This window comes from Nocardia sp. NPDC052112, assembly GCF_040680135.1.
GTDB lineage: Bacteria > Actinomycetota > Actinomycetes > Mycobacteriales > Mycobacteriaceae > Nocardia.
In genome coordinates this window covers 58758-77231 of the sequence record NZ_JBFAWD010000001.1, presented here as the reverse complement: position 1 = coordinate 77231, position 18474 = coordinate 58758, and the positions used below count along the sequence as shown (strand labels likewise).

General features: G+C 66.2%; 18 protein-coding genes and 1 pseudogene. 8 read left to right on the top strand and 11 right to left on the bottom strand.

Translation table 11 applies throughout. From position 1 onward, the window contains the following. Window positions 1-80: 80 nt before the first annotated feature. On the bottom strand, window positions 81-1637 hold the full coding sequence (gene miaB, locus AB0L58_RS00370) for a tRNA (N6-isopentenyl adenosine(37)-C2)-methylthiotransferase MiaB (RefSeq protein ID WP_364378586.1): 1557 nt from the start codon (window positions 1635-1637) through the stop codon (window positions 81-83). Between the two features lie 252 nt (window positions 1638-1889). Between miaB and AB0L58_RS00365 the strand changes: the two genes are divergently transcribed. The 4 genes from AB0L58_RS00365 (at window position 1890) to AB0L58_RS00350 (ending at window position 5209) form a co-directional block, all read left to right on the top strand. Further along, window positions 1890-2618, top strand: a complete 729-nt coding sequence (locus AB0L58_RS00365) for an amino acid ABC transporter ATP-binding protein (protein ID WP_364380104.1) — start codon at window positions 1890-1892, stop codon at window positions 2616-2618. A 65-nt stretch (window positions 2619-2683) separates the two neighbouring features. Continuing rightward, a complete protein-coding gene (locus tag AB0L58_RS00360; protein WP_364378583.1) occupies window positions 2684-3517 on the top strand; it encodes a glutamate ABC transporter substrate-binding protein in 834 nt (277 codons plus the stop codon). Window positions 3518-3638: 121 nt separating this feature from the next. Then, on the top strand, window positions 3639-4313 hold the full coding sequence (locus AB0L58_RS00355) for an amino acid ABC transporter permease (RefSeq protein WP_364378580.1): 675 nt from the start codon (window positions 3639-3641) through the stop codon (window positions 4311-4313). Further along, window positions 4310-5209 carry an amino acid ABC transporter permease gene (locus tag AB0L58_RS00350; RefSeq protein ID WP_364378577.1) on the top strand — a complete coding sequence of 300 codons (900 nt, stop codon included), beginning with the start codon at window positions 4310-4312 and terminating at the stop codon, window positions 5207-5209. The genes AB0L58_RS00355 and AB0L58_RS00350 overlap by 4 nt, the downstream gene beginning before the upstream one ends. Window positions 5210-5352: 143 nt before the next feature. On the opposite strand, the gene AB0L58_RS00345 is transcribed toward AB0L58_RS00350, so the two are convergent. Then, window positions 5353-6303, bottom strand: coding sequence for a LysR family transcriptional regulator (locus AB0L58_RS00345; RefSeq protein ID WP_364378574.1), 951 nt, complete (start codon window positions 6301-6303; stop codon window positions 5353-5355). 96 nt (window positions 6304-6399) lie between these two features. Between AB0L58_RS00345 and AB0L58_RS00340 the strand changes: the two genes are divergently transcribed. Continuing rightward, window positions 6400-7284 (top strand): NAD(P)H-binding protein, encoded by an 885-nt coding sequence (locus AB0L58_RS00340; RefSeq protein WP_364378571.1) that lies wholly within the window; start codon window positions 6400-6402, stop codon window positions 7282-7284. A 142-nt stretch (window positions 7285-7426) separates the two neighbouring features. Here the strand turns inward: AB0L58_RS00340 and recX are convergent, their stop codons facing one another. The 3 genes from recX to AB0L58_RS00325 all read right to left on the bottom strand — a co-directional run bounded on the left by recX (window position 7427) and on the right by AB0L58_RS00325 (window position 11081). After that, complete coding sequence (gene recX, locus AB0L58_RS00335) at window positions 7427-8017, bottom strand: recombination regulator RecX (protein WP_364378568.1); 591 nt, start codon at window positions 8015-8017, stop codon at window positions 7427-7429. Window positions 8018-8801: 784 nt separating this feature from the next. After that, window positions 8802-9848, bottom strand: coding sequence for a recombinase RecA (gene recA, locus AB0L58_RS00330; protein WP_364378565.1), 1047 nt, complete (start codon window positions 9846-9848; stop codon window positions 8802-8804). 210 nt (window positions 9849-10058) lie between these two features. Further along, window positions 10059-11081: an Lrp/AsnC family transcriptional regulator gene (locus AB0L58_RS00325; protein ID WP_364378562.1), complete on the bottom strand. Its 1023-nt coding sequence runs from the start codon at window positions 11079-11081 to the stop codon at window positions 10059-10061. A 97-nt stretch (window positions 11082-11178) separates the two neighbouring features. Here AB0L58_RS00325 and AB0L58_RS00320 point away from each other — a divergent pair, with 97 nt between their 5' ends. Beyond that, a complete protein-coding gene (locus tag AB0L58_RS00320; protein ID WP_364378560.1) occupies window positions 11179-12585 on the top strand; it encodes an MFS transporter in 1407 nt (468 codons plus the stop codon). Between the two features lie 194 nt (window positions 12586-12779). On the opposite strand, the pseudogene AB0L58_RS00315 reads toward AB0L58_RS00320, so the two are convergent. The 3 genes and pseudogenes from AB0L58_RS00315 to AB0L58_RS00305 form a co-directional block, all read right to left on the bottom strand. Next, window positions 12780-13006 (bottom strand): annotated as a pseudogene (locus tag AB0L58_RS00315) (DUF1348 family protein); the annotation flags it as partial. A gap of 27 nt (window positions 13007-13033) precedes the next feature. After that, window positions 13034-13921, bottom strand: coding sequence for a pyridoxamine 5'-phosphate oxidase family protein (locus AB0L58_RS00310; protein WP_364378557.1), 888 nt, complete (start codon window positions 13919-13921; stop codon window positions 13034-13036). A gap of 13 nt (window positions 13922-13934) precedes the next feature. After that, window positions 13935-14396: a VOC family protein gene (locus tag AB0L58_RS00305; protein ID WP_364378554.1), complete on the bottom strand. Its 462-nt coding sequence runs from the start codon at window positions 14394-14396 to the stop codon at window positions 13935-13937. Window positions 14397-14551: 155 nt separating this feature from the next. On the opposite strand from AB0L58_RS00305, the gene AB0L58_RS00300 reads away from it, so the two are divergent. Beyond that, the gene (locus AB0L58_RS00300) at window positions 14552-15067 is read left to right on the top strand and encodes a CGNR zinc finger domain-containing protein (protein WP_364378551.1); all 516 of its coding nucleotides are present in this window, start codon (window positions 14552-14554) and stop codon (window positions 15065-15067) included. 2 nt (window positions 15068-15069) lie between these two features. Here AB0L58_RS00300 and AB0L58_RS00295 read toward each other — a convergent pair whose 3' ends face one another. The 3 genes from AB0L58_RS00295 to AB0L58_RS00285 all read right to left on the bottom strand — a co-directional run bounded on the left by AB0L58_RS00295 (window position 15070) and on the right by AB0L58_RS00285 (window position 17736). Continuing rightward, the gene (locus AB0L58_RS00295) at window positions 15070-16260 is read right to left on the bottom strand and encodes a phosphotransferase (RefSeq protein WP_364378548.1); all 1191 of its coding nucleotides are present in this window, start codon (window positions 16258-16260) and stop codon (window positions 15070-15072) included. After that, the gene (locus AB0L58_RS00290) at window positions 16257-16451 is read right to left on the bottom strand and encodes a DUF3046 domain-containing protein (protein ID WP_364378545.1); all 195 of its coding nucleotides are present in this window, start codon (window positions 16449-16451) and stop codon (window positions 16257-16259) included. Before AB0L58_RS00290 ends, AB0L58_RS00295 begins: the two co-directional genes overlap by 4 nt. A 124-nt stretch (window positions 16452-16575) precedes the next feature. Then, window positions 16576-17736, bottom strand: coding sequence for a nucleotide disphospho-sugar-binding domain-containing protein (locus AB0L58_RS00285; RefSeq protein WP_364378543.1), 1161 nt, complete (start codon window positions 17734-17736; stop codon window positions 16576-16578). A 171-nt stretch (window positions 17737-17907) separates the two neighbouring features. On the opposite strand from AB0L58_RS00285, the gene AB0L58_RS00280 reads away from it, so the two are divergent. After that, entirely contained in the window at window positions 17908-18447 is a 540-nt protein-coding gene (locus AB0L58_RS00280; RefSeq protein WP_364378540.1) for an HD domain-containing protein, read from the top strand. The last annotated feature ends 27 nt before the right edge of the window (window positions 18448-18474 follow it).

Genomic DNA, 18474 nt, shown 5'->3' with positions numbered 1-18474 from the left:
CGGCGAACTCGCCGCAGACGCACCTGGTGCGGGATTTGTGCCTACAGCGCGCGTCCGGTCGTAGTCGCCAGGCTGGGTGTTCATGCGCCGCAGCCGGTTGAGCAGCCTGTGGTGACGGGTTCGGGGGTGGGTGCCCCGATGCGCGGGAGACCGAGGCCGACGCCGATAGGGTCGGTTTTGGGGGTGATACCGCGTTCGTGGGCGTCGCCCGCGCGGGTGCGGCGGTGGGTCTTGACGGGGGCGTCGGCGATCAGGTGGTGCGGGGCCGCCTCGGTGATATCGACGGTGACGATGTCGCCGGGGCGGATCTTTTCCGCGGCGCCCTCGGGGCGGAAGTGCACCAGTCGGCCGTCGCGGGCGCGGCCGCTCATGCGGGCGGTCGCGGCATTCTTCTTACCCGCGCCCTCGGCGACGAGCAATTCGACCTCGGTGCCGATGAGCGCCTTGTTCGAGTCGAGGGAGATCTCCTCTTGCAGCGCGATCAGCCGGTCGTAGCGCTCCTGCACTACCGCCTTGGGCAGCTGATCGGGCATATCCGCGGCGGGTGTGCCGGGGCGCTTGGAGTACTGGAAGGTGTAGGCGCTGGTGAACCGTGCCTGCCGGACCACATCCAGGGTCTCCAGGAAATCCTCCTCGGTCTCGCCGGGGAAGCCGACGATGATGTCGGTGGTAATCGCGGCGTGCGGCATCGCGGCCCGCACCTTCTCGATGATGCCGAGATAGCGCGCCTTGCGGTAGGAGCGGCGCATCGCCTTCAGCACCCGATCCGAACCAGACTGCAGCGGCATGTGCAACTGCGGGCAGACATTCGGCGTTTCGGCCATCGCCTCGATCACGTCATCGGTGAATTCGGCCGGATGCGGCGAGGTGAAGCGCACCCGCTCCAGCCCATCGATGCGCCCGGCCGCGCGCAGCAGTTTGGCGAAGGCACCACGATCGCGCGCCTCCTCGGGATCGGCGAAGGACGCACCGTAGGAGTTCACGTTCTGGCCGAGCAGCGTGACTTCCAGCACGCCCTGGTCGACCAGTGCCTGCACCTCGGCGAGCACATCGCCCGGACGGCGGTCGACCTCCTTGCCGCGCAGCGACGGCACGATGCAGAACGTGCAGGTGTTATTGCAGCCCACCGAGATCGAAACCCACCCCGCATACGCGGATTCGCGCTTGGCGGGCAGGCTGGACGGGAATGCCTCCAGCGATTCCAGGATCTCCACCTGTGCCTCGGCATTGTGCCGCGCGCGTTCCAGCAGCACCGGCAGCGATCCGATGTTATGTGTGCCGAACACCACATCCACCCACGGCGCCTTGCGCACGACGGTATCGCGGTCCTTCTGTGCCAGGCAGCCGCCCACGGCGATCTGCATGCCCGGCCGGTCGGCCTTGATCGGGGCGAGGTGCCCGAGGGTGCCGTAGAGCTTGTTGTCCGCGTTCTCGCGCACCGCGCAAGTATTGAAGACGACGAGATCAGCCGTCGCGCCCGGCGCGGCCTTCACATAACCCGCATCCTCGAGCAGGCCCGACAAGCGTTCGGAATCGTGCACGTTCATCTGGCAACCGAAGGTGCGGACCTCGTAACTGCGTGCGCCGTCCGCGGCCGCAGGGGCGGGAGACAGCACTGCCTGTCCGATCGAATCCACCCGTCCAGGGTACGGGGGTCCGCAACGCGGGTTTTCAGCGCATAGGCGCAGGCTCGGGCCGCATCGGAAGGGTTACAGCGCTGTGTCGTTTCGGCGCGGCGTAACGGTGTGTCGCCGAAACCCGGGCAAATCGCCGTTTTCCGCTTAAGGTCTTGGATCATGACCGACGACGCCACCACGCCCGACACAATCGGGTTGGCCAAAACCGGGACAGCTAGTTCTGATGAGGGCAGTACCGCTACGAGCGCGCCGATGATTTCGATGCGCAGTGTGGAAAAGCACTTCGGTGACCTGCATGTGCTGCGCGATATCAACCTCGAAGTCCCCAAGGGGCAGGTCGTCATCGTTCTGGGCCCCTCGGGGTCCGGGAAGTCGACGCTGTGCCGCACCATCAACCGACTGGAGCCGATCGATTCCGGCGATATCGCCATCGACGGCGTACCACTGCCTGCCGAAGGCCGTGCGCTGGCCGCATTGCGCGCCGAGGTCGGCATGGTGTTCCAATCGTTCAACCTCTTCGCGCACAAAACGATCGTCGAGAACGTGATGCTCGCGCCGCTGAAGGTTCGCAAGGTGAAAAAGGAGGATGCCCGCAAGCGCGCGATGGAGCTGCTCGAACGCGTCGGGATCGCCAATCAGGCCGATAAGTATCCGGCGCAGCTCTCCGGCGGCCAGCAGCAGCGCGTGGCGATCGCCCGCGCGTTGGCGATGAGCCCGAAGGTGATGCTGTTCGACGAGCCGACTTCGGCGCTGGACCCGGAGATGGTCAACGAGGTGCTCGACGTCATGGTGTCGCTGGCCAAGGAGGGGATGACGATGCTGGTCGTCACCCATGAGATGGGCTTCGCGCGCAAGGCGGGCAACCGGGTGCTGTTCATGGCGGACGGTCTGATCGTCGAGGACGACACACCCGAGGCGTTCTTCACCGCGCCGAAGTCCGACCGTGCCAAGGATTTCCTCGGCAAGATTCTGAGCCACTGAACCGAGTAGTCACCACAGCCGTAAAGACCTCGGCCATCGAAATCACCAGAGGGAGAAGGAACTCGATGAGGATCAACCGTTCACTTCGACTCGGCATCGGGGCGATAGCCCTGACGCTGGCCGCGACAACCGCCGCCTGTGGCGGTGGTAGCGATAAGTCCGCACTCGACAACGCCAAGGACGGAAAGCTCACCGTCGGCATCAAATTCGACCAGCCGGGGCTCGGCCTGCGCAATAAGGACGGCTCCTACAGCGGCTTCGACGTCGAAGTCGCCAAGTATGTCGCGGGCAAACTCGGCGTGAAGCCGGAGAACATCACATTCAAGGAGTCCCCGTCCGGTCAGCGCGAAACGCTGATCGAGAACGGTCAGGTCGACTACATCGTCGCGACCTACTCGATCAACGACGCGCGTAAGCAGAAGGTGGACTTCGCCGGGCCTTATTACGTTGCGGGCCAGTCGCTTTTGGTGAAGGCCGACAACAACAGTATCAACGGTCCCGATGATCTGAAGGGCAAGAAAGTCTGCTCGGTGAAGGGCTCGACCCCGGCCCAGAACATCGAGAAGAACTACCCGGCTACCCAGCTGCAGACCAACGACACCTACTCGCTGTGCCTCGAGGGCCTGCAGGCCGGTTCGTACGACGCGGTGACCACCGACGACATCATCCTGGCCGGTTACGCCGCGCAGAGCGCGGGCACGTTCAAGGTCGTCGGCAAGCCGTTCACCACCGAGAACTACGGCATCGGCCTGAAGAAGGGCGACAAAGAGCTGCGCGACAAGGTCAATGACGCGATCGAGGCGATGATCGCCGACGGGTCCTGGAAGAAGGCGTTCGACTCCACGGTCGGCGCCTCCGGCTACCAGGCGCCTACGCCGCCGACGGTGAACCGGTACTGAGATTCGAGATCGGGTGGCCCACACGGGTCACCCGATCTCTTCGCTATGAGCAACCCGTACATCGCGCGCGGAAGGACGATCTCCGGCCGCCGCACAATCCGATCGGAGGGACGCGACCCCCGTGTTCGACCTGATCTCGAGGTATGACGTCCTCGGCGCCTTCTGGGTGACCATCAAATTGACCGCTGCGTCGGCGGTTCTCGCCCTGATCCTGGGCACATTCGTCGCCGCGATGCGCGTATCCCCCGTGCCGGTCGCCCGCTTTCTCGGCGCCGCCTACGTCACCATCTTCCGCAATACCCCGCTGACGCTGATCATCGTGTTCTGCTCACTGGGCCTCTACTCGACCATGGGTTGGAAGCTCGCACCGGAGGGTCCGAACTCGCTGGCGCAGAACAACTTCCGCTACGCCGTGCTCGGACTGAGCATCTACACGGCAGCATTCGTGTGCGAGTCGTTGCGCGCGGGTATCAACACCGTGCCCATGGGCCAGTCCGAGGCGGGCCGCTCCTTGGGCTTCACCTTCACGCAGAATCTGCGAATCGTGGTGCTGCCGCAGGCCTTCCGCTCGGTCATCGCCCCGCTCGGTAGCGTACTGATCGCACTCACCAAGAACTCTACGATCGCCTCGGCGATCGGCGTCGCCGAGGCCGCGACCCTGATGGCCAAGATGAACGAGAACGAGGCCGCGCTGATCACCATCGGCTTCATCTTCGCACTCGGCTTCGTAATCCTGACCCTGCCGACCGGCCTGCTGTTCGGCTGGCTGGCCAAGCGATTCGAGGTGGCTCGATGAGTACCGGAGCTTCGGTCCTTTTCGATGCGCCGGGGCCCCGTGCGCGCATTCGGAACCAAATCTATTCCGTCATAGCGATTGTCGTGGTGCTGGCACTCGGCTGGGTGTTCTACCGCGGCTTCGCCGATAAGGGACAGTTCACCGCCGAGAAGTGGAAGCCGTTCATCGAGGCGGACGTCTGGAAGACCTATCTGCTGCCCGGTCTGCGCGGCACCCTGGTCGCGGCGCTGCTGTCGATCGTGTTCGCGCTGGTGATCGGCATGGTCTTCGGCATCCTGCGCCTGTCGGATCACCGGGTGGTGCGCTGGGTGGCGGGTGCGATCGTCGAGGTGGCGCGAGCCATTCCGGTGCTGATCCTGATGATCTTCCTGTTCTACGTCTTCTCCGATTACAAGGTGTTCAAGGTCGATCAGCTCGCGCTGTGGGCCGTCGTGATCGCTTTGACCGTCTACAACGGTTCGGTCATTGCCGAAATCGTGCGCGCGGGTATCAAATCGCTGCCGAAGGGACAGACCGAGGCCGCCGTCGCGCTGGGGCTGCGCAAAGGGCAGCTGATGCGGTTGATCCTTTTGCCGCAGGCGATTACCGCCATGCTGCCCGCATTGATCTCACAAATGGTTGTGGCGCTGAAGGATTCAGCGCTCGGTTATCAGATCACCTACCTGGAAATCGTGCGTCAGGGCTCGCAACTCGGTGCGGCCGAACGCAATACTGTGCCCGCGCTGATGGTTGTCGCCGTCGTGATGATTCTGCTGAACAGCACGTTGACGATCGTGGCCAATAAGCTGGAGCAGCGGTTGCGCTCGCGCAAGCGGGCCAAGGGCGCGGCCGTCGTGGCCGCCGACTCGATTCTGACCGATGCGACGCCTGGGATGGATATCACCCACAAGCCGTGAGTCCGTGGGTTCAACGGCAGCGGAGTCTTTCGTCCGCGCACCCCATGCGGCGGTTGCACACCCTGGGTGGGGTGTGCGGCCGCCACCTGGCGGGCGGTCGGCATGTGCGCGCGGGCGTGCCGAGTCGATCACGTGGCTGGTGATCAGGATGAGGGCACGGTGGTGCGCAACTCTTCGGTGTCGGGGTGTACGGCGAGGGTGAAAGTCTCTGCGGACGGTGCGGATTCGGGTGGGTAGGCAGCCGCTGCCACGGCGGTGGCCGCGCGGACGAAGGCCGCCACCTCGGGTAAGTGGCAGTTCTGCGGCCAGGCTACCGCGAGAGTGGTTGGTTTCAGGTCCGTGACGGGCCGATAGGCGATGCCGGGACGGGGGTGGCGGCGCGCGACCGAGGCGGGCGGGAACCACACGCTGTCGCCGAGTTCGATCAGGTTGAAGATCTGCGCAAGATCCAGCACTGGCCGCCGAGTTTCGGATGGCGGGACGAGCCCGTCGTGGTCGGCGGGCGCTCCATCGGGGAGCAGTCGACCGGCCAGGTCGGCCAGGCAGAGGGTTGCCTGGGCGGCGAGCGGATCGGAGGCGGCCAACGCAACCAGGCGGGGTTCGGTGAGCAGCGGTTCGATGTCCAGACCGCGGTCGTCGAACGGGGTGGCGAGGAGGGCGACATCCGCGCGGCCCTGACGCAGTGCCGGGACCTGCTCGCCGCGACCGCCCAACATGAACTCGACCGGGACTGCCGCTTCCTCCAGGCGGTATGTCTCGACGATCTGTGGCAGGAGTCCGGCGTCGTAGTCGGCCTTGAGCGCGAGCCGTAGCCCCGGTGCGGGCCGACCCACATGCCGGGCACGCTGTGCAGCCGCCGCGACGGCATCGAGTGCGGTCCGCGCGTCACGGAGCAGGGTCTCGCCGGGCGGGGTGAGTACGACGTGTCGGGTGGTGCGCTCGAAAAGTTGAACGCCCAGTTGACGTTCCAGTTCTCGGATCGCCCGGGACAGCGGCGGTTGCGCCATCCCAAGTCGGTCGGCGGCGCGTCCGAAATGCAGTTCCTCGGCGACGGCCACGAAGTATCGGAGTTGCCGAACCTCCAGATCACTCATATCCCCACGGTATCAACGGTTATCGGATCGGTCCTTCAGGTTCGGTGTCGTGCCGACTTGACTGATCGGTGCCACATCACTCGAGCAGAGGTCGTCATGATCGTTGTCACCACCCCCACCGGCACCATCGGCCGTCAGGTCCTCCCGCACCTTCTCGCCGCCGATGTGCCGGTCCGCGTCATCGCGCGTGATCCCGCCCGCTTGCCCGCCGAAATCCGCGAGCGCGTCGAAGTCGTCACCGGTTCACACGGAGACATCGATATCGTCACCGAGGCATTCGCCGGCGCCGATGCCGTTTTCTGGCTGCTGCCACCGGATCGGCGGACCGCGAGTCTCGACGCAGCCTTCCTGGATTTCACCCGGCCCGCGTGCGAGGCATTCAAGAGCCAGGGCGTCCAGCGCGTGGTCGGGATTTCCGGCCTCGGGCGCGGGGCCGCGTCGGTGGGGAATGCCGGGCTGGTCACGGCATCACTGGCGATGGACGATCTGATCGCGAGCACCGGCGTGAACTACCGTGCGCTGACGATGCCCTCGTTCATGGACAATTTTCTCTGGCAAGTCGAGGCGATCAACGGCCAGGGCGTGTTCTTCGCACCGCTGTCCCCCGATCGGAAGCGCCCCACCTGCGCGACCCGCGATATCGCCACAGTCGCCGCCGAACTGCTGCTCGACGACTCGTGGACCGGATACGACAGCGTCCCCGTACTCGGCCCAGCGGACCTGTCCAATAACGACATGGCGCGAATCATGTCCGAAGTACTCGACCGCCCGATCCGGTTCCAACAAGTCTCCGGGGAAGCCTACAAAGCCATGATGCTCGAATCCGGCATGTCCGAGGCCATGGCTCAGGGCATGTACGACATGCTGGAAGCAAAGGAGAACGGCCTCGATAACGCCGAACCCCGCACTCCCCGATCCACCACCCCCACGACATTCCGCCATTGGTGCGAGGAAGTCCTGGTCCCCGCACTCCACCAGTAACCCAGCCCGACTGCGCACGCCTGCTCACCACGGCACACCTGCGCGATCGCATGTGTGCCGTGCGCAAACGGCATGTGCGGCAACCAAGATCCATGTGGTCGCAGCGATGCGCCAACTACCGAGTAGGCGGCGCAGCGGAGGCTCAGTCGGGCTCCGGTGCGTCGAACTGGGCGTGCGCCAATTGGGCTTTCACAACAGTGAAGGCGGTGGATTGGTTGTAGCCGCGGCGGGCAAGCATGGCTACCAGGCGGCGCAGCGTTTTGTCGCGGTCCAGGTTGGCGGGCATGGTGCGCAGTTTGCGGCGGACCAGTTCGGTGGCGCGTTGCTCCTCGTCGTCGGCGGTGATGGCGTCGAGGGCGGAGGCGGCGTCCGATTGGGATACGCCTTTGCGGCGGAGTTCCTGGGCAAGAGCTTGTTTGCCCTTGCCGGAGAAGGTATGGCGGGAGTGGACCCATTGTTCGGAGAAGGCGGCATCGTCGATCAGGCCGACCTCGCTGAAGCGGTCGAGGGCACGTTCGGTGACTTCGGGCGCAAAGCCCTTGGCCGCGAGACGCTGCGCTAGTTCGGCACGGCTGCGGGCGCGGACGGCGAGCAGGCGAAGACACGCCTCCTTCGCCTGCTCGACCGTCCCGCCTTGGGGAGTGCGCTCCGCACGGGACCGCGAATTATCCCCGCGTTCGCGAGGAGCAACGGCACCTGTTTGTTCCGCACCCTCCTCGGATCCGGCCGCCACCGGATCCGCCCATCGGCCTTCGGAACTCTGGAAGTCAGCCGAGTGGGAGTCGTTACGCCGGAATTCGTTCCGGCGCCCGCGACCGCGCCGGGACCCGGTCGAACGCGCCCGCTGCGGATCGGGCGCGTTCGACCGAGTTCCCATGATGTCCGAATCGGCCAAACCACCTTCGGCCAACCGGACCCGCCTGTCCCCCTTGGCCTGGAAAACCGAGTCCTCCGAATCCCTCTCGGACCACCGACGTCGCCCCGATCCAGATTCGCCCGACCCGGAACCAGCAGCCCCGGAAGCAATCCCAGGCCACCGCCCCTGCCTTACCCTGGATTCCTCCACCTCGGCACGACCGAGCCGTGAAGCGGTCCAACGCTTTCGCCCGCGACCAGACTGGTTTTCCCCCAAGGAGGACCCGTCGCCCCCCGAATCGGCCTCGGACCACCGCCCTCGGTCCGACTCGGCCTCGCCCGACCAGAACTCCGCAGCCTCCGTATCAACCGCAGATCGCCGACCTCGCCTGGACTCATCTGAATGAAACCCATCGGCGTCCGAGCCGTCCTGGGACCGCCGGCCGGGCCCCGGCTCATCCGAACGGACACCGCCGCCCGCCGACTCGACCTCGGACCACCGCCCCCGGTCCGGATCTGGCTCGCCTGAGCCGGAAGATGTCGGGATGGGTGGGCGGCCCGAGGCGGAGAGTAGTTCATTCAGGCGATGGCGGGCCGCGGCTACCGGATCGGCCCGCGTGGTATCGGGTGTGGGCGGGGCTGGGCGCCGAGGGGTCATCGGATCAGAAGTCGGCGGGGACCTCGGCGGCCGCGCCCTCGGCGGTCACGTCGGCGCCGATGCCGAGCTTTTCCTTGATCTTCTTCTCGATCTCGTCGCGGACGTCGGTGTTCTCCAGCAGAAACTTGCGGGCGTTCTCCTTGCCTTGGCCGAGCTGGTCGCCCTCGTAGGTGTACCAGGAGCCGGACTTGCGGATGAAGCCCTGCTCGACACCCATATCGATGAGCGAGCCCTCCTTGGAAATGCCCTGGCCGTAGAGGATGTCGAATTCGGCCTGCTTGAACGGCGGCGAGACCTTGTTCTTCACTACCTTCACGCGGGTGCGGTTACCGACCGCATCGCTGCCGTCCTTGAGCGTTTCGATGCGACGCACATCCAGGCGCACCGAGGCGTAGAACTTCAACGCCTTACCACCGGTCGTGGTCTCGGGCGAACCGAACATCACACCGATCTTCTCGCGCAGCTGGTTGATGAAGATGGCGGTGGTGCCGGAGCTGTTCAGCGCACCGGTCATCTTGCGCAGCGCCTGGCTCATCAGGCGCGCTTGCAGACCGACATGGCTGTCACCCATCTCGCCCTCGATTTCGGCGCGCGGTACCAGCGCGGCCACCGAGTCGATGACGATGATGTCGATCGCGCCCGAACGCACCAGCATGTCGGCGATTTCCAGCGCCTGCTCACCGGTGTCGGGCTGGGAGACGAGCAGCGCGTCGGTGTCGACGCCCAGCTTGCGGGCGTAATCGGGATCGAGCGCGTGTTCAGCGTCGATGAAGGCGGCGACACCGCCCGCGGCCTGGGCATTGGCCACCGCATGCAGTGCGACGGTCGTCTTACCCGAGGACTCCGGACCGTAGACCTCGACGATACGGCCGCGCGGCAGACCGCCGATGCCGAGCGCCACGTCCAGGGCGATGGATCCGGTCGGGATCACCGAAATGGGCTGGCGCGCCTCCTCACCGAGACGCATGACCGCGCCCTTGCCGAAGCTCTTCTCGACCTGAGCCAGCGCCAGCTCGAGCGCCTTGTCACGGTCGTACGCCTGTGGTGCCATATCCTGATCCCCTTTTCGACGGGTAAGTCTCGTTCGTGGTTGGCGCCCACATTAGAGGGCGGCACCGACAAGTTCTGGCGACCAGCCTAGACGAACAGATGTTCGAGTCAAGCGACGCGCCCGGCAACACGCGCGGCGAACTTCCCCAACACGGCAACCGCCGCGCTACGGCCGATCACGGCCCCTTTTCGAACGCCGAACAGCCCTGCCTCACCGCACCAGCGAGATCCGATCACTGTCCAGCAATGTCTGCGCCTGCTTGTACACCCGCAACGCGGGCGTCACCTCCACATCCGTGATCCCGTCGAGTGCACCCAGCCGCTGCGTGACATACCGGTAGAGGTGCGCGGTATCGCGGCACATCAACGACGCCATCAGATTGGTCGGCCCGGTGGTCGCGGCGATGAAAACTATCTCCGGATGGGTCGCCATCGCGGCGCCGACGGCCTCGAGATCCGCCGGTCGCGTGCGCAACCACAGCGCCGCCCGCACGGCGTACCCCATCCGTTCGACCGCGAAATCGAGATCGAAGTACAGCACCCGGGATTCGACCAGTTCAGCCATGCGGCGCGCCACTCTCGTTGCGGTCCAACCGATTTCGGCGGCGATCTGGGCATAAGGCGCACGGCCGTCGCGGCCGAGCAGTACCAGCATCGCCTCGTCCTGTGCCGAAAGTTCCACCGGCGCTTCCGGTCCCGTATCGGCCCGCCACAGCGGCCGCGGGCCGAGTTCGCGCAGTTGCGCCGCGCTGAAAAGATGCTCGAAATGCGGCCACTCCTCGTCGAGCGGGAAGCGATGAATCACCTCGTGGGCCGTCAGCCTGATCACTTGACTGGCCTGGGGCAAGGTCTGCATCAACAGCTGATCGCGCCGCGCGACCGAGCGCGGCCTGCTCACACAGGTCACCTCGGATCCGGTGGACAGCAGGGTGACCCAGCTCAGATCCGGAAAGCGGGCCAGCGATTCGGCCAACCGCGCCGCCCTGTCCGGAGTCGATCGGAGCCGGATCACCCACCGCGCATGCCCGAGCGGCACCGCGTTGACCTGCCCCGACACATGCAGGATGCCGCGCTGCCGCAACGATCGATAGCGCCGCGCGACCGTCTGCTCCGAAACCCCGAGGATGGCGCCGAGCTTGGCGAACGGAATGCGCGCATCGGTCACCAGCGCGTGCAGGATCTGCTTCTCGAGAATATCGAGTACGGAGGAATCCGCGGTGTCTTCGGATTGCATAGGAGGAATCTAACGCACTTCGCCGTGTGACTTTGTGGATATCAATGCCTGCCACACCCTGAGTGTCGATATCGTTCGAATCGTCTCGGAGGCTCCCGTGAGGAAATGGCTGCCCTTATTCGCCGCGTGCCTGGGCACGCTGATGCTGCTCATCGACGTCACCATCGTCAATGTCGCGCTGCCCGACATCGCCGCCGATCTCGGCACCGGCCTGTCCGGACTGCAGTGGGTGATGGACGGATACGCGCTCGCTCTGGCCGCACTGCTGCTGGTCCTCGGTTCGCTGGCCGATCGGGTCGGCGCGAAGCGCGCTTATCTCGTCGGACTCGTCGTCTTCACGCTCGCATCGCTGATCTGCGGCATCGCCGACACCGCGGCGAGTCTCATTGCGGCGCGGGCACTTCAGGGCATCGGCGGGGCCGCGATGTTCGCCACCACACTGTCACTGCTGCACGCCACCTACACCGGCCGTGATCGCGGTGTCGCCTTCGGCGTCTGGGGTGCGGTCTCGGGTGCGGCGGCCGGAATCGGTGTGGTGCTCGGCGGTGTGCTCACCGAGGCACTGTCGTGGCGGTGGATCTTCTTCGTCAACCTGCCGATCGCGGTATCGGCGATCGTTTTGACCGCCATCGTGTTCCAGTCGTCGCCGCGGCGGGCGGATCGGGCCGTCGATGTGCCGGGGATGCTCGCGTTCGCGACCGCCGCGACTGCGGTCACCTACGGCATCATCCGCGGCGGTGAACACGGCTGGTCAGATGCTCCCACATTGCTCGCCCTGGTGCTGGGCGCGATCGCGCTACTGGCCTTCGTATTCATCGAATCCCGCAGCGCGGCAGCGATGTTCCCGCTGACACTGCTCGGCAATCGCAACTTCGGGGCCACCCTGGTCTCCGCATCCGGGCAGACATTCGCGGCCTTCGCCGCCACGCCCCTGATTTCGCTCTGGCTGCAGCAGCAGCTGCATATGTCGCCCATGCGCGCCGGACTGGCCATGCTGCCGATGGCGGCGACCGCGTTCGTGGTCGCAGGTGCGTTCGGCAAACTGCTGCACGATGTTTCGCCGAAGTGGACGATCGGCGCGGGTCTGGTGCTGGTCGGCATCGGCACCGGACTGCTCACCATTATCGATACCGAATCATCCTGGGCCGCACTGGTTCCCGGCTTCATGGTGATCGGTGCCGGAATCGGCGTCAACGCACCCGCGCTGGTCGCGGTGGGGATGGCGGCAGTGCCGCCGCAGCAGGGCGGGATCGCCGCGGGCGCGGTGAATACCGCACGCCAGCTCGGCCTCGCACTCGGCGTCGCGGTGCTCGGCACCGTATTCCGCGAAGTCGCCGACGACAGCCGACCGATGACCTTGTCGCGGTTCGTCGATGGACTGAATGCGGCACTGGGCGTCGCCGCCGGCGTAGGAATCGCATTCGGCGTGATCGCATTCGGCCTGTTCCACCGCCGGCACCAGCGTGCCGACACCCCGGCCCAGCCGCAGACCATCGCCGCCTGAGCGCCTATCGGCCCACCGCCGTCAGCCGCGTGCGATCAAGCCGCGCACCCCGTCTCCGTACCGGGCACCGTGTGTGCGGGGTGCCCGGTACGGAGACGGGGTGCCCGGTACCTGTTGATTACTGCTGTGGCAGGACGGAGTCGTCGCTTTGGGGGCGGGGCCCGGGATTCGGTGATGCGGTTGCCTTCGTGTGCCCAGAGATCCTTGCGCAATGCGTAATCGTTTCGATGGACCACTTTCGGGTGAGGAATTCTACGACCGCAGTGCGGCCGGTGAAGAATTCGTCGCGATTGCGCCACACCGAATCTTCGGTGTACGCGGCGGCAACGCGCTCGGGATCCCTGGTGTACCAGGCATTCTCGGCGGCGCGCACCTTGGCTTCGGCGGATTCCAGGTCGAATGGGGGCAGCGGAGACCGCATCGCAATTTTCCTTCTCGGGTGTCGGGGTCAGGGGTTGACCGGCGAAAGCTCGGCGGGGCCCCAGCGGAGTGGACCCGCGCCGGGGACTTCGATCACTTCCGCGATGGTGAAGTCGATCGAGCACTGGGCTCCGGCGGTGAGGGTTTCGGGCGCCCAGGACAATTCGGCGGTCCCGGTGAGTTGCAGGGTTCCGCCCGTGGTCCAGTCCGGGATCAGGATGCCGCAGTGCGGATTCACCGTGATGTTCCCGAGTGTCATGAACATCGAATTGCCCTGGTAGTCCGGCCATCTCAGCCGGGTCGGGGAAAGCACCTGCAGGAAGCCTGGATTCCCGCCACGGTGCGAGGCGTCGGCATTGCCATCGGCATCCGCGGTGGCGACGAAGAAGGCGTCGGCGGCGGCAATGAGCGCACGCTGCCGCGCATCGAGTTCGGTACCGTGCCGGGGCGACGGGACTTCGAAATCGGACCGGTACGATTCGATCTGCCTGCGCGAGATGTACTTCGGGCAGTTCGAATACACCTGATCGACCGCAATCCGCAGCCCCGACTCCCTCGGCATCGCGAATCCGTTGACGCGCATTCGCCTGCGCCGCTCCGGTTGCAGCGCGATCATGCCGATCCGGGCGGGACGGGTCAGCGCTGCGTGTAGCGGATCCGCGGCGGCCGGAAGCGCGTCGATCGCGATCGTCTCGGCATCGACGACGTGCACGAACCCCGGCGACCCGACCAACGCGCCTGCCCACACCCGCCCGGCAAGGTCCGCGGCCGCGATCACAACCATCGGCTGCTCCGCCAGGAAACCCGCCGCGATGTCCGGGATGTCGGCGCGAATCGTTCGTCCCACCCGATCGGCGATATGCGCCTGGCCCATTCGCCGCTGGACGGCGACCTCGCCCGCATGAAAAGGCGTCATCAGGATCCCAGACTCAGAAGAATCCACACGTCGGAGCGGCACCACTCGGTGCGGGCGCCGAATCGGCACCCGTTGGCGCGTAGACCTCGAGGCGGATGCCGTCGGGATCGGCGAAGAAGATGCCACCCGATGCGACGCCCTCGCCGTGCGCGACCACACCGTCGTGGACAAAGCTCACCGAGAGTTCACGCAGCAGCGCCTCGATCGAGCGCACCTGCTCGATGGTGTCGACCTGGAACGAAAGATGGTGCAGGCCAGGCGTTTCGGCGGAGAACGCGCCAGCGGACTGCTCCCAGAGGGTGAGCACGAGCTTGCCGTTCGCGCCGAGGAAGGCCCACCGCCTGCTGTCGTCGGCACTGGCCGCGAGCTGCTCGAAACCGAACGCGCGGCGATAGAAGTCCACCGATCGGTCCAGGTCGGAGACGTTCAGGCCGATGTGTCCGGTGGCCAACTCGGGTGCGATGGCTGTCGTCATCGTGATCCTCCTCGGAATTCAATAACCACTGTCAACTATTTTAGCAGTTAGAACATATCGAGAAGCGATGCGCACGTCAACCTCTAAAATCGGATTGAGTAGTTAGAACGGCGGTGGTTGCCTTGGCGACGAAAGGGAGATCGCTACCCTCAGGTATGCCCGATCCACGCCCCCACCTCGGTGAACCGCTGGCACTCGACCTGCTGAACACCCGGTGGATCCAGGACGGACCGCAGGATCTGCTCACCGATGTCGCGGGTCTGGGCATTTGGCTGACCTCGGCCGGACTCGACGCTCGCGCGCATGCGGACGAGCCGACCCTGCAGGCGGTGCTCGCCGCCCGCACCGCCATCTACGACGTGGTGAAACACGCGTCGCACGCCGCGCTCAACGAGGTGCTCGACCACGGCCGGATCCGACGCACCCTGACCGACGCCGGCCCCGCCGATATCGCCGACGTACCCGCAACCACGTGGCTCCCCGGCTGGCTCGCCGCCGACAGCCTGCTGCGGATATTGGCGGAGGCACCGGACCGGATCCGCCAGTGCGCCCATCCGGACTGCGTGCTGTTCTTCTTCGACACCTCGAAGAACGGCACCCGCCGGTGGCATTCGATGGCGACCTGCGGCAATCGCACCAAGGCGGCACGCCACTACGCGAAAAAGGCCTGAGCTCAGCAGAGTTCGTCGAGCAGTCGGTAGTAGTACAGGCGCCGCCGGTCCGGCTCGGCGAGCCCGTAGACGGCATAGAACGCGCTCAGTTCGTCGGCATCGAAGTCCGCGCGCAGATCGCGCTCGACCAAGGCCAGATCGCGGTATCGATCGGCGACACCCATACCACTCAGGTCGATCAGCAGGCCGCCGTCCAGCACATTGGACGGGGTGAAATCACCGTGCGCGACAACGAGATCCTCGTCCGGCGGACGTTCGGCGAGCAGTCGCTGGTAGATCTGTTCCGGCGTCAGCTCTCGATGGTCGTCGTCGAAGTCGTCGGCATCGACCAAACCCTCGAGCACACGGCGCCGCGCCTGGGCGAGCACGACGTCCAGCCTGCCGTCGAACGGGCACTCGGCGACGGGAATGTCGTGCAGGCGCCGCAGCAGCGCACCCATGACCGCACCGACCGATTCCGTCGGTTCGGCGGCCAGACTCGGCAGCCCCGCATCGGCGAGCACCAGGACATCCGCTTCGAACACGGCAATGTCCGGTAGTTGAATCCCTTTGCCCCGCAACCAATTCAGCCGCGCATGCTCAGCAGCGGCGCACGGCCCCCGCTTGACCCAGTACGCACCTTCGACGTGTGCGACACCGCCACTCATCCCCTCGTGCTCCGCCGACCACGTGAGGTCCGCACCCAGCAATGCGGCGACCTTCGGTGGCAGGGTCGTCGGCAGGTCTTCGAGAAGGTCGAGGGTGGTGCGGGTGGATTCGATCAGCTCGGCGTCGCCCTCGACGACGCGCAGTTTCAGCGCCTCGGTCAGATGCACCCTGGCCTCGGGCAACCGACCCTGTTCAGCGAGGGCTTTGCCGAGGTGTTGCAGCGCGAAGGAGAGGATCTCGGAGTCGCTGGCTTGGTCCACGGTTCGGCGATACAGCGTTTCGGCGGTGACGGTGTCACCCCAGTAGCGGTAGACATCACCGAGATTGATCCAGACCGACATCCGCCGATAGTCACTATCGGCGAGTTCGAGCGCGCGATCGAGGTGATCGAGGGCCTCGGCGTAGCGGCCGAGCAGCATCAGCTCGATACCGATCTTGCGGAATTCGGCGAAGTCGACGGGCCGTGCGGCCGCAACGCGAGCGGCCAGCTGCGCGTGATCGGTGGGGATCATGCGCAGTCGCTCGTCGAAGCGGTACCCGCTCACCAGCGTGATCTCGGTACGTCGAAATCCGCGCACAGTGCGCGCCACACGTCACGCGGGTCGGTACCCGCCTCGATGGCGGCGGCGCCGGTCCGCCCGCCCAATGCCGGGATGGTGTGGTCCCTGAGCAGCGCATCGCCGCGGGCCACACCGAACTCGGTGTGCAACAGCTCGTGGAACTCGGTCAACCGCACCGTAGTCAAGATACTCGCGCCGCCGCGGCCCTTCACCGTGCCCGTCCGAACCGCTGCGCCGGATGCGGATCAGTTCCGGGTGCCACTGCAAACCCCGCGGCATCAGCTCGGAACGAACGCTGCGCTAGTGGGCTCGCACGCTGAGCACGTCGTGGCAGATGCGGATCGGGTCGGCGACTTCTGCGATACCCGCGGCCGCTCGTTGCGCGGCGGCCGGGTAATCGGGCGTGTTGAGCAGGTCGAGGACAGCGGCACGCACCGCATCGGCGGTCAGCGGGCGGACCAGGATCGAACTACCTTGGCGGGCAGCGCGATTGGCCAATTCCCATTGGTCGCCACCGCCCGGAATCGTCACGATCGGCACGCCCGCGAGCAGCGATTTCGCAAGCAGGCCGTGGCCGCCGCCGCCGACCGCGACCGAGGCGTGGGTGAGCAGTTCGTCTTGGCGACCGAGTCCGGCGGTTGCCCAGGGCGGCAGATCGGTGGGTGGGGCGTCGAGCATGGAAATGGCCACCCGGACGCCCGCTCCGTCCAGCGCGGCCAGCACAGTGTCGACCATGCCCGCGACACCGGTGTGCGCGGTCGACGGTGCCACCATGACCAGCGGCTCGTCCCCGAGTGGCGGTACGAGGATTTTCGGAGTCGGCTCCCACAGCAGCGGGCCGATGATGTGGGTGCGCTCAGGCCAGTCGGGGCGCGGCACCTCGAGCGCGGGCAGCGTGGCGATCAGGCGGGCCGCCGGACCCGGTTCGGCGGCGGGCAGTCCGACACTTTCGCGGGCCTGTTCCCGCTGACGGACACCGTTGCGAATGGCGCGGGCGGTCATGGTGCGCAACATGCCGTCACGCAGGCGCCCGCGCATCCCCTCCCCCGGCGCGAGGCCACTTCCGATGGGCGGCAACGCTTTCGACGGCAGATACAGCGGATGCGGCGACAGCTCGACCCATGGCACCCCGAGTCGCTCGGCGGCCATCCCGCCGCCCGCGGTCAGCACATCCGACACCACGAGCTCCGGCAACATCGCACTCAGGTCGGGCAGGATTTCGGTCGAAATATGCGCCGCGCGCTCGTGAATGCGCTGACCGGCATCACTGTCGTCGTCGACCGTGCGTGGCGCGAGCCCCTTGAGTCTGCGCACCGCGATGCCCGCCTGCTTGGCGGCGTCGAACCAACGCGATCCGGTGAACAGCACCGGTTCGTCACCGGCGGCCAGGAACCGTTCGCACAGCGCCAGCGCCGGAAAAGCATGGCCGGGATCCGGCCCGGCAACAACGGCAACACGCATGCGGCCAGCCTGCCACACGGTATCGGACTCCGATGCGGCCCGGACCGGGTTCGGGTGAGCGCCCGATCCGATCCAGGGGGTTCATCGAGATGCCACCCGGACGCAACCCGCCGAGCGTCTCTCGACGGCAGGATGGTCTAGACCATCCCGCCCGCACAGATCGGGGTCGAGGTGCCCGTTACCACCGTCGACGAATTGCTGAACCTGCTGACCGAATGCGCCGACATCTGGGATATGCCCGACCGCAGCGGCGACCCCGTCGACATCCTGGACCACGACCTGCAATGCGCAGAACTGCTGCGTCGATCCCATCCGGATGACGAGGAACTGCAACTCGCCGGACTACTGCACGATATCGGCCACAAACTCGTGCCCGGCAATGATGCGGGCCACGGCAAGCACGGCGCGGACGCGATCCGTGCGCTACTCGGCGACCGCGTCGCCCGACTAGTCGAACTGCACGTCGTCGCCGAACGCTACTTCGCCGCCACCGACTCCACCCACACCCTCTCCCCCGCCAGCCGACGCACCCTGGTCGCCCAGGGCGGCCCCACGACCGAGGCCGAAATCGCCGAATTCCGAACCGATCCCGAGTTCATCGCCGCCCTGGCACCGCGCCGCGCCGACGACGCTGGCAAGGTGGTCGACCTGCCAGTCTCCGCCGTCGAATCCTGGCGCCCAGTGCTCGAACGAGTCGCCGACACCCACTGAACCCAACCGATTTCAACACTTCCCCAC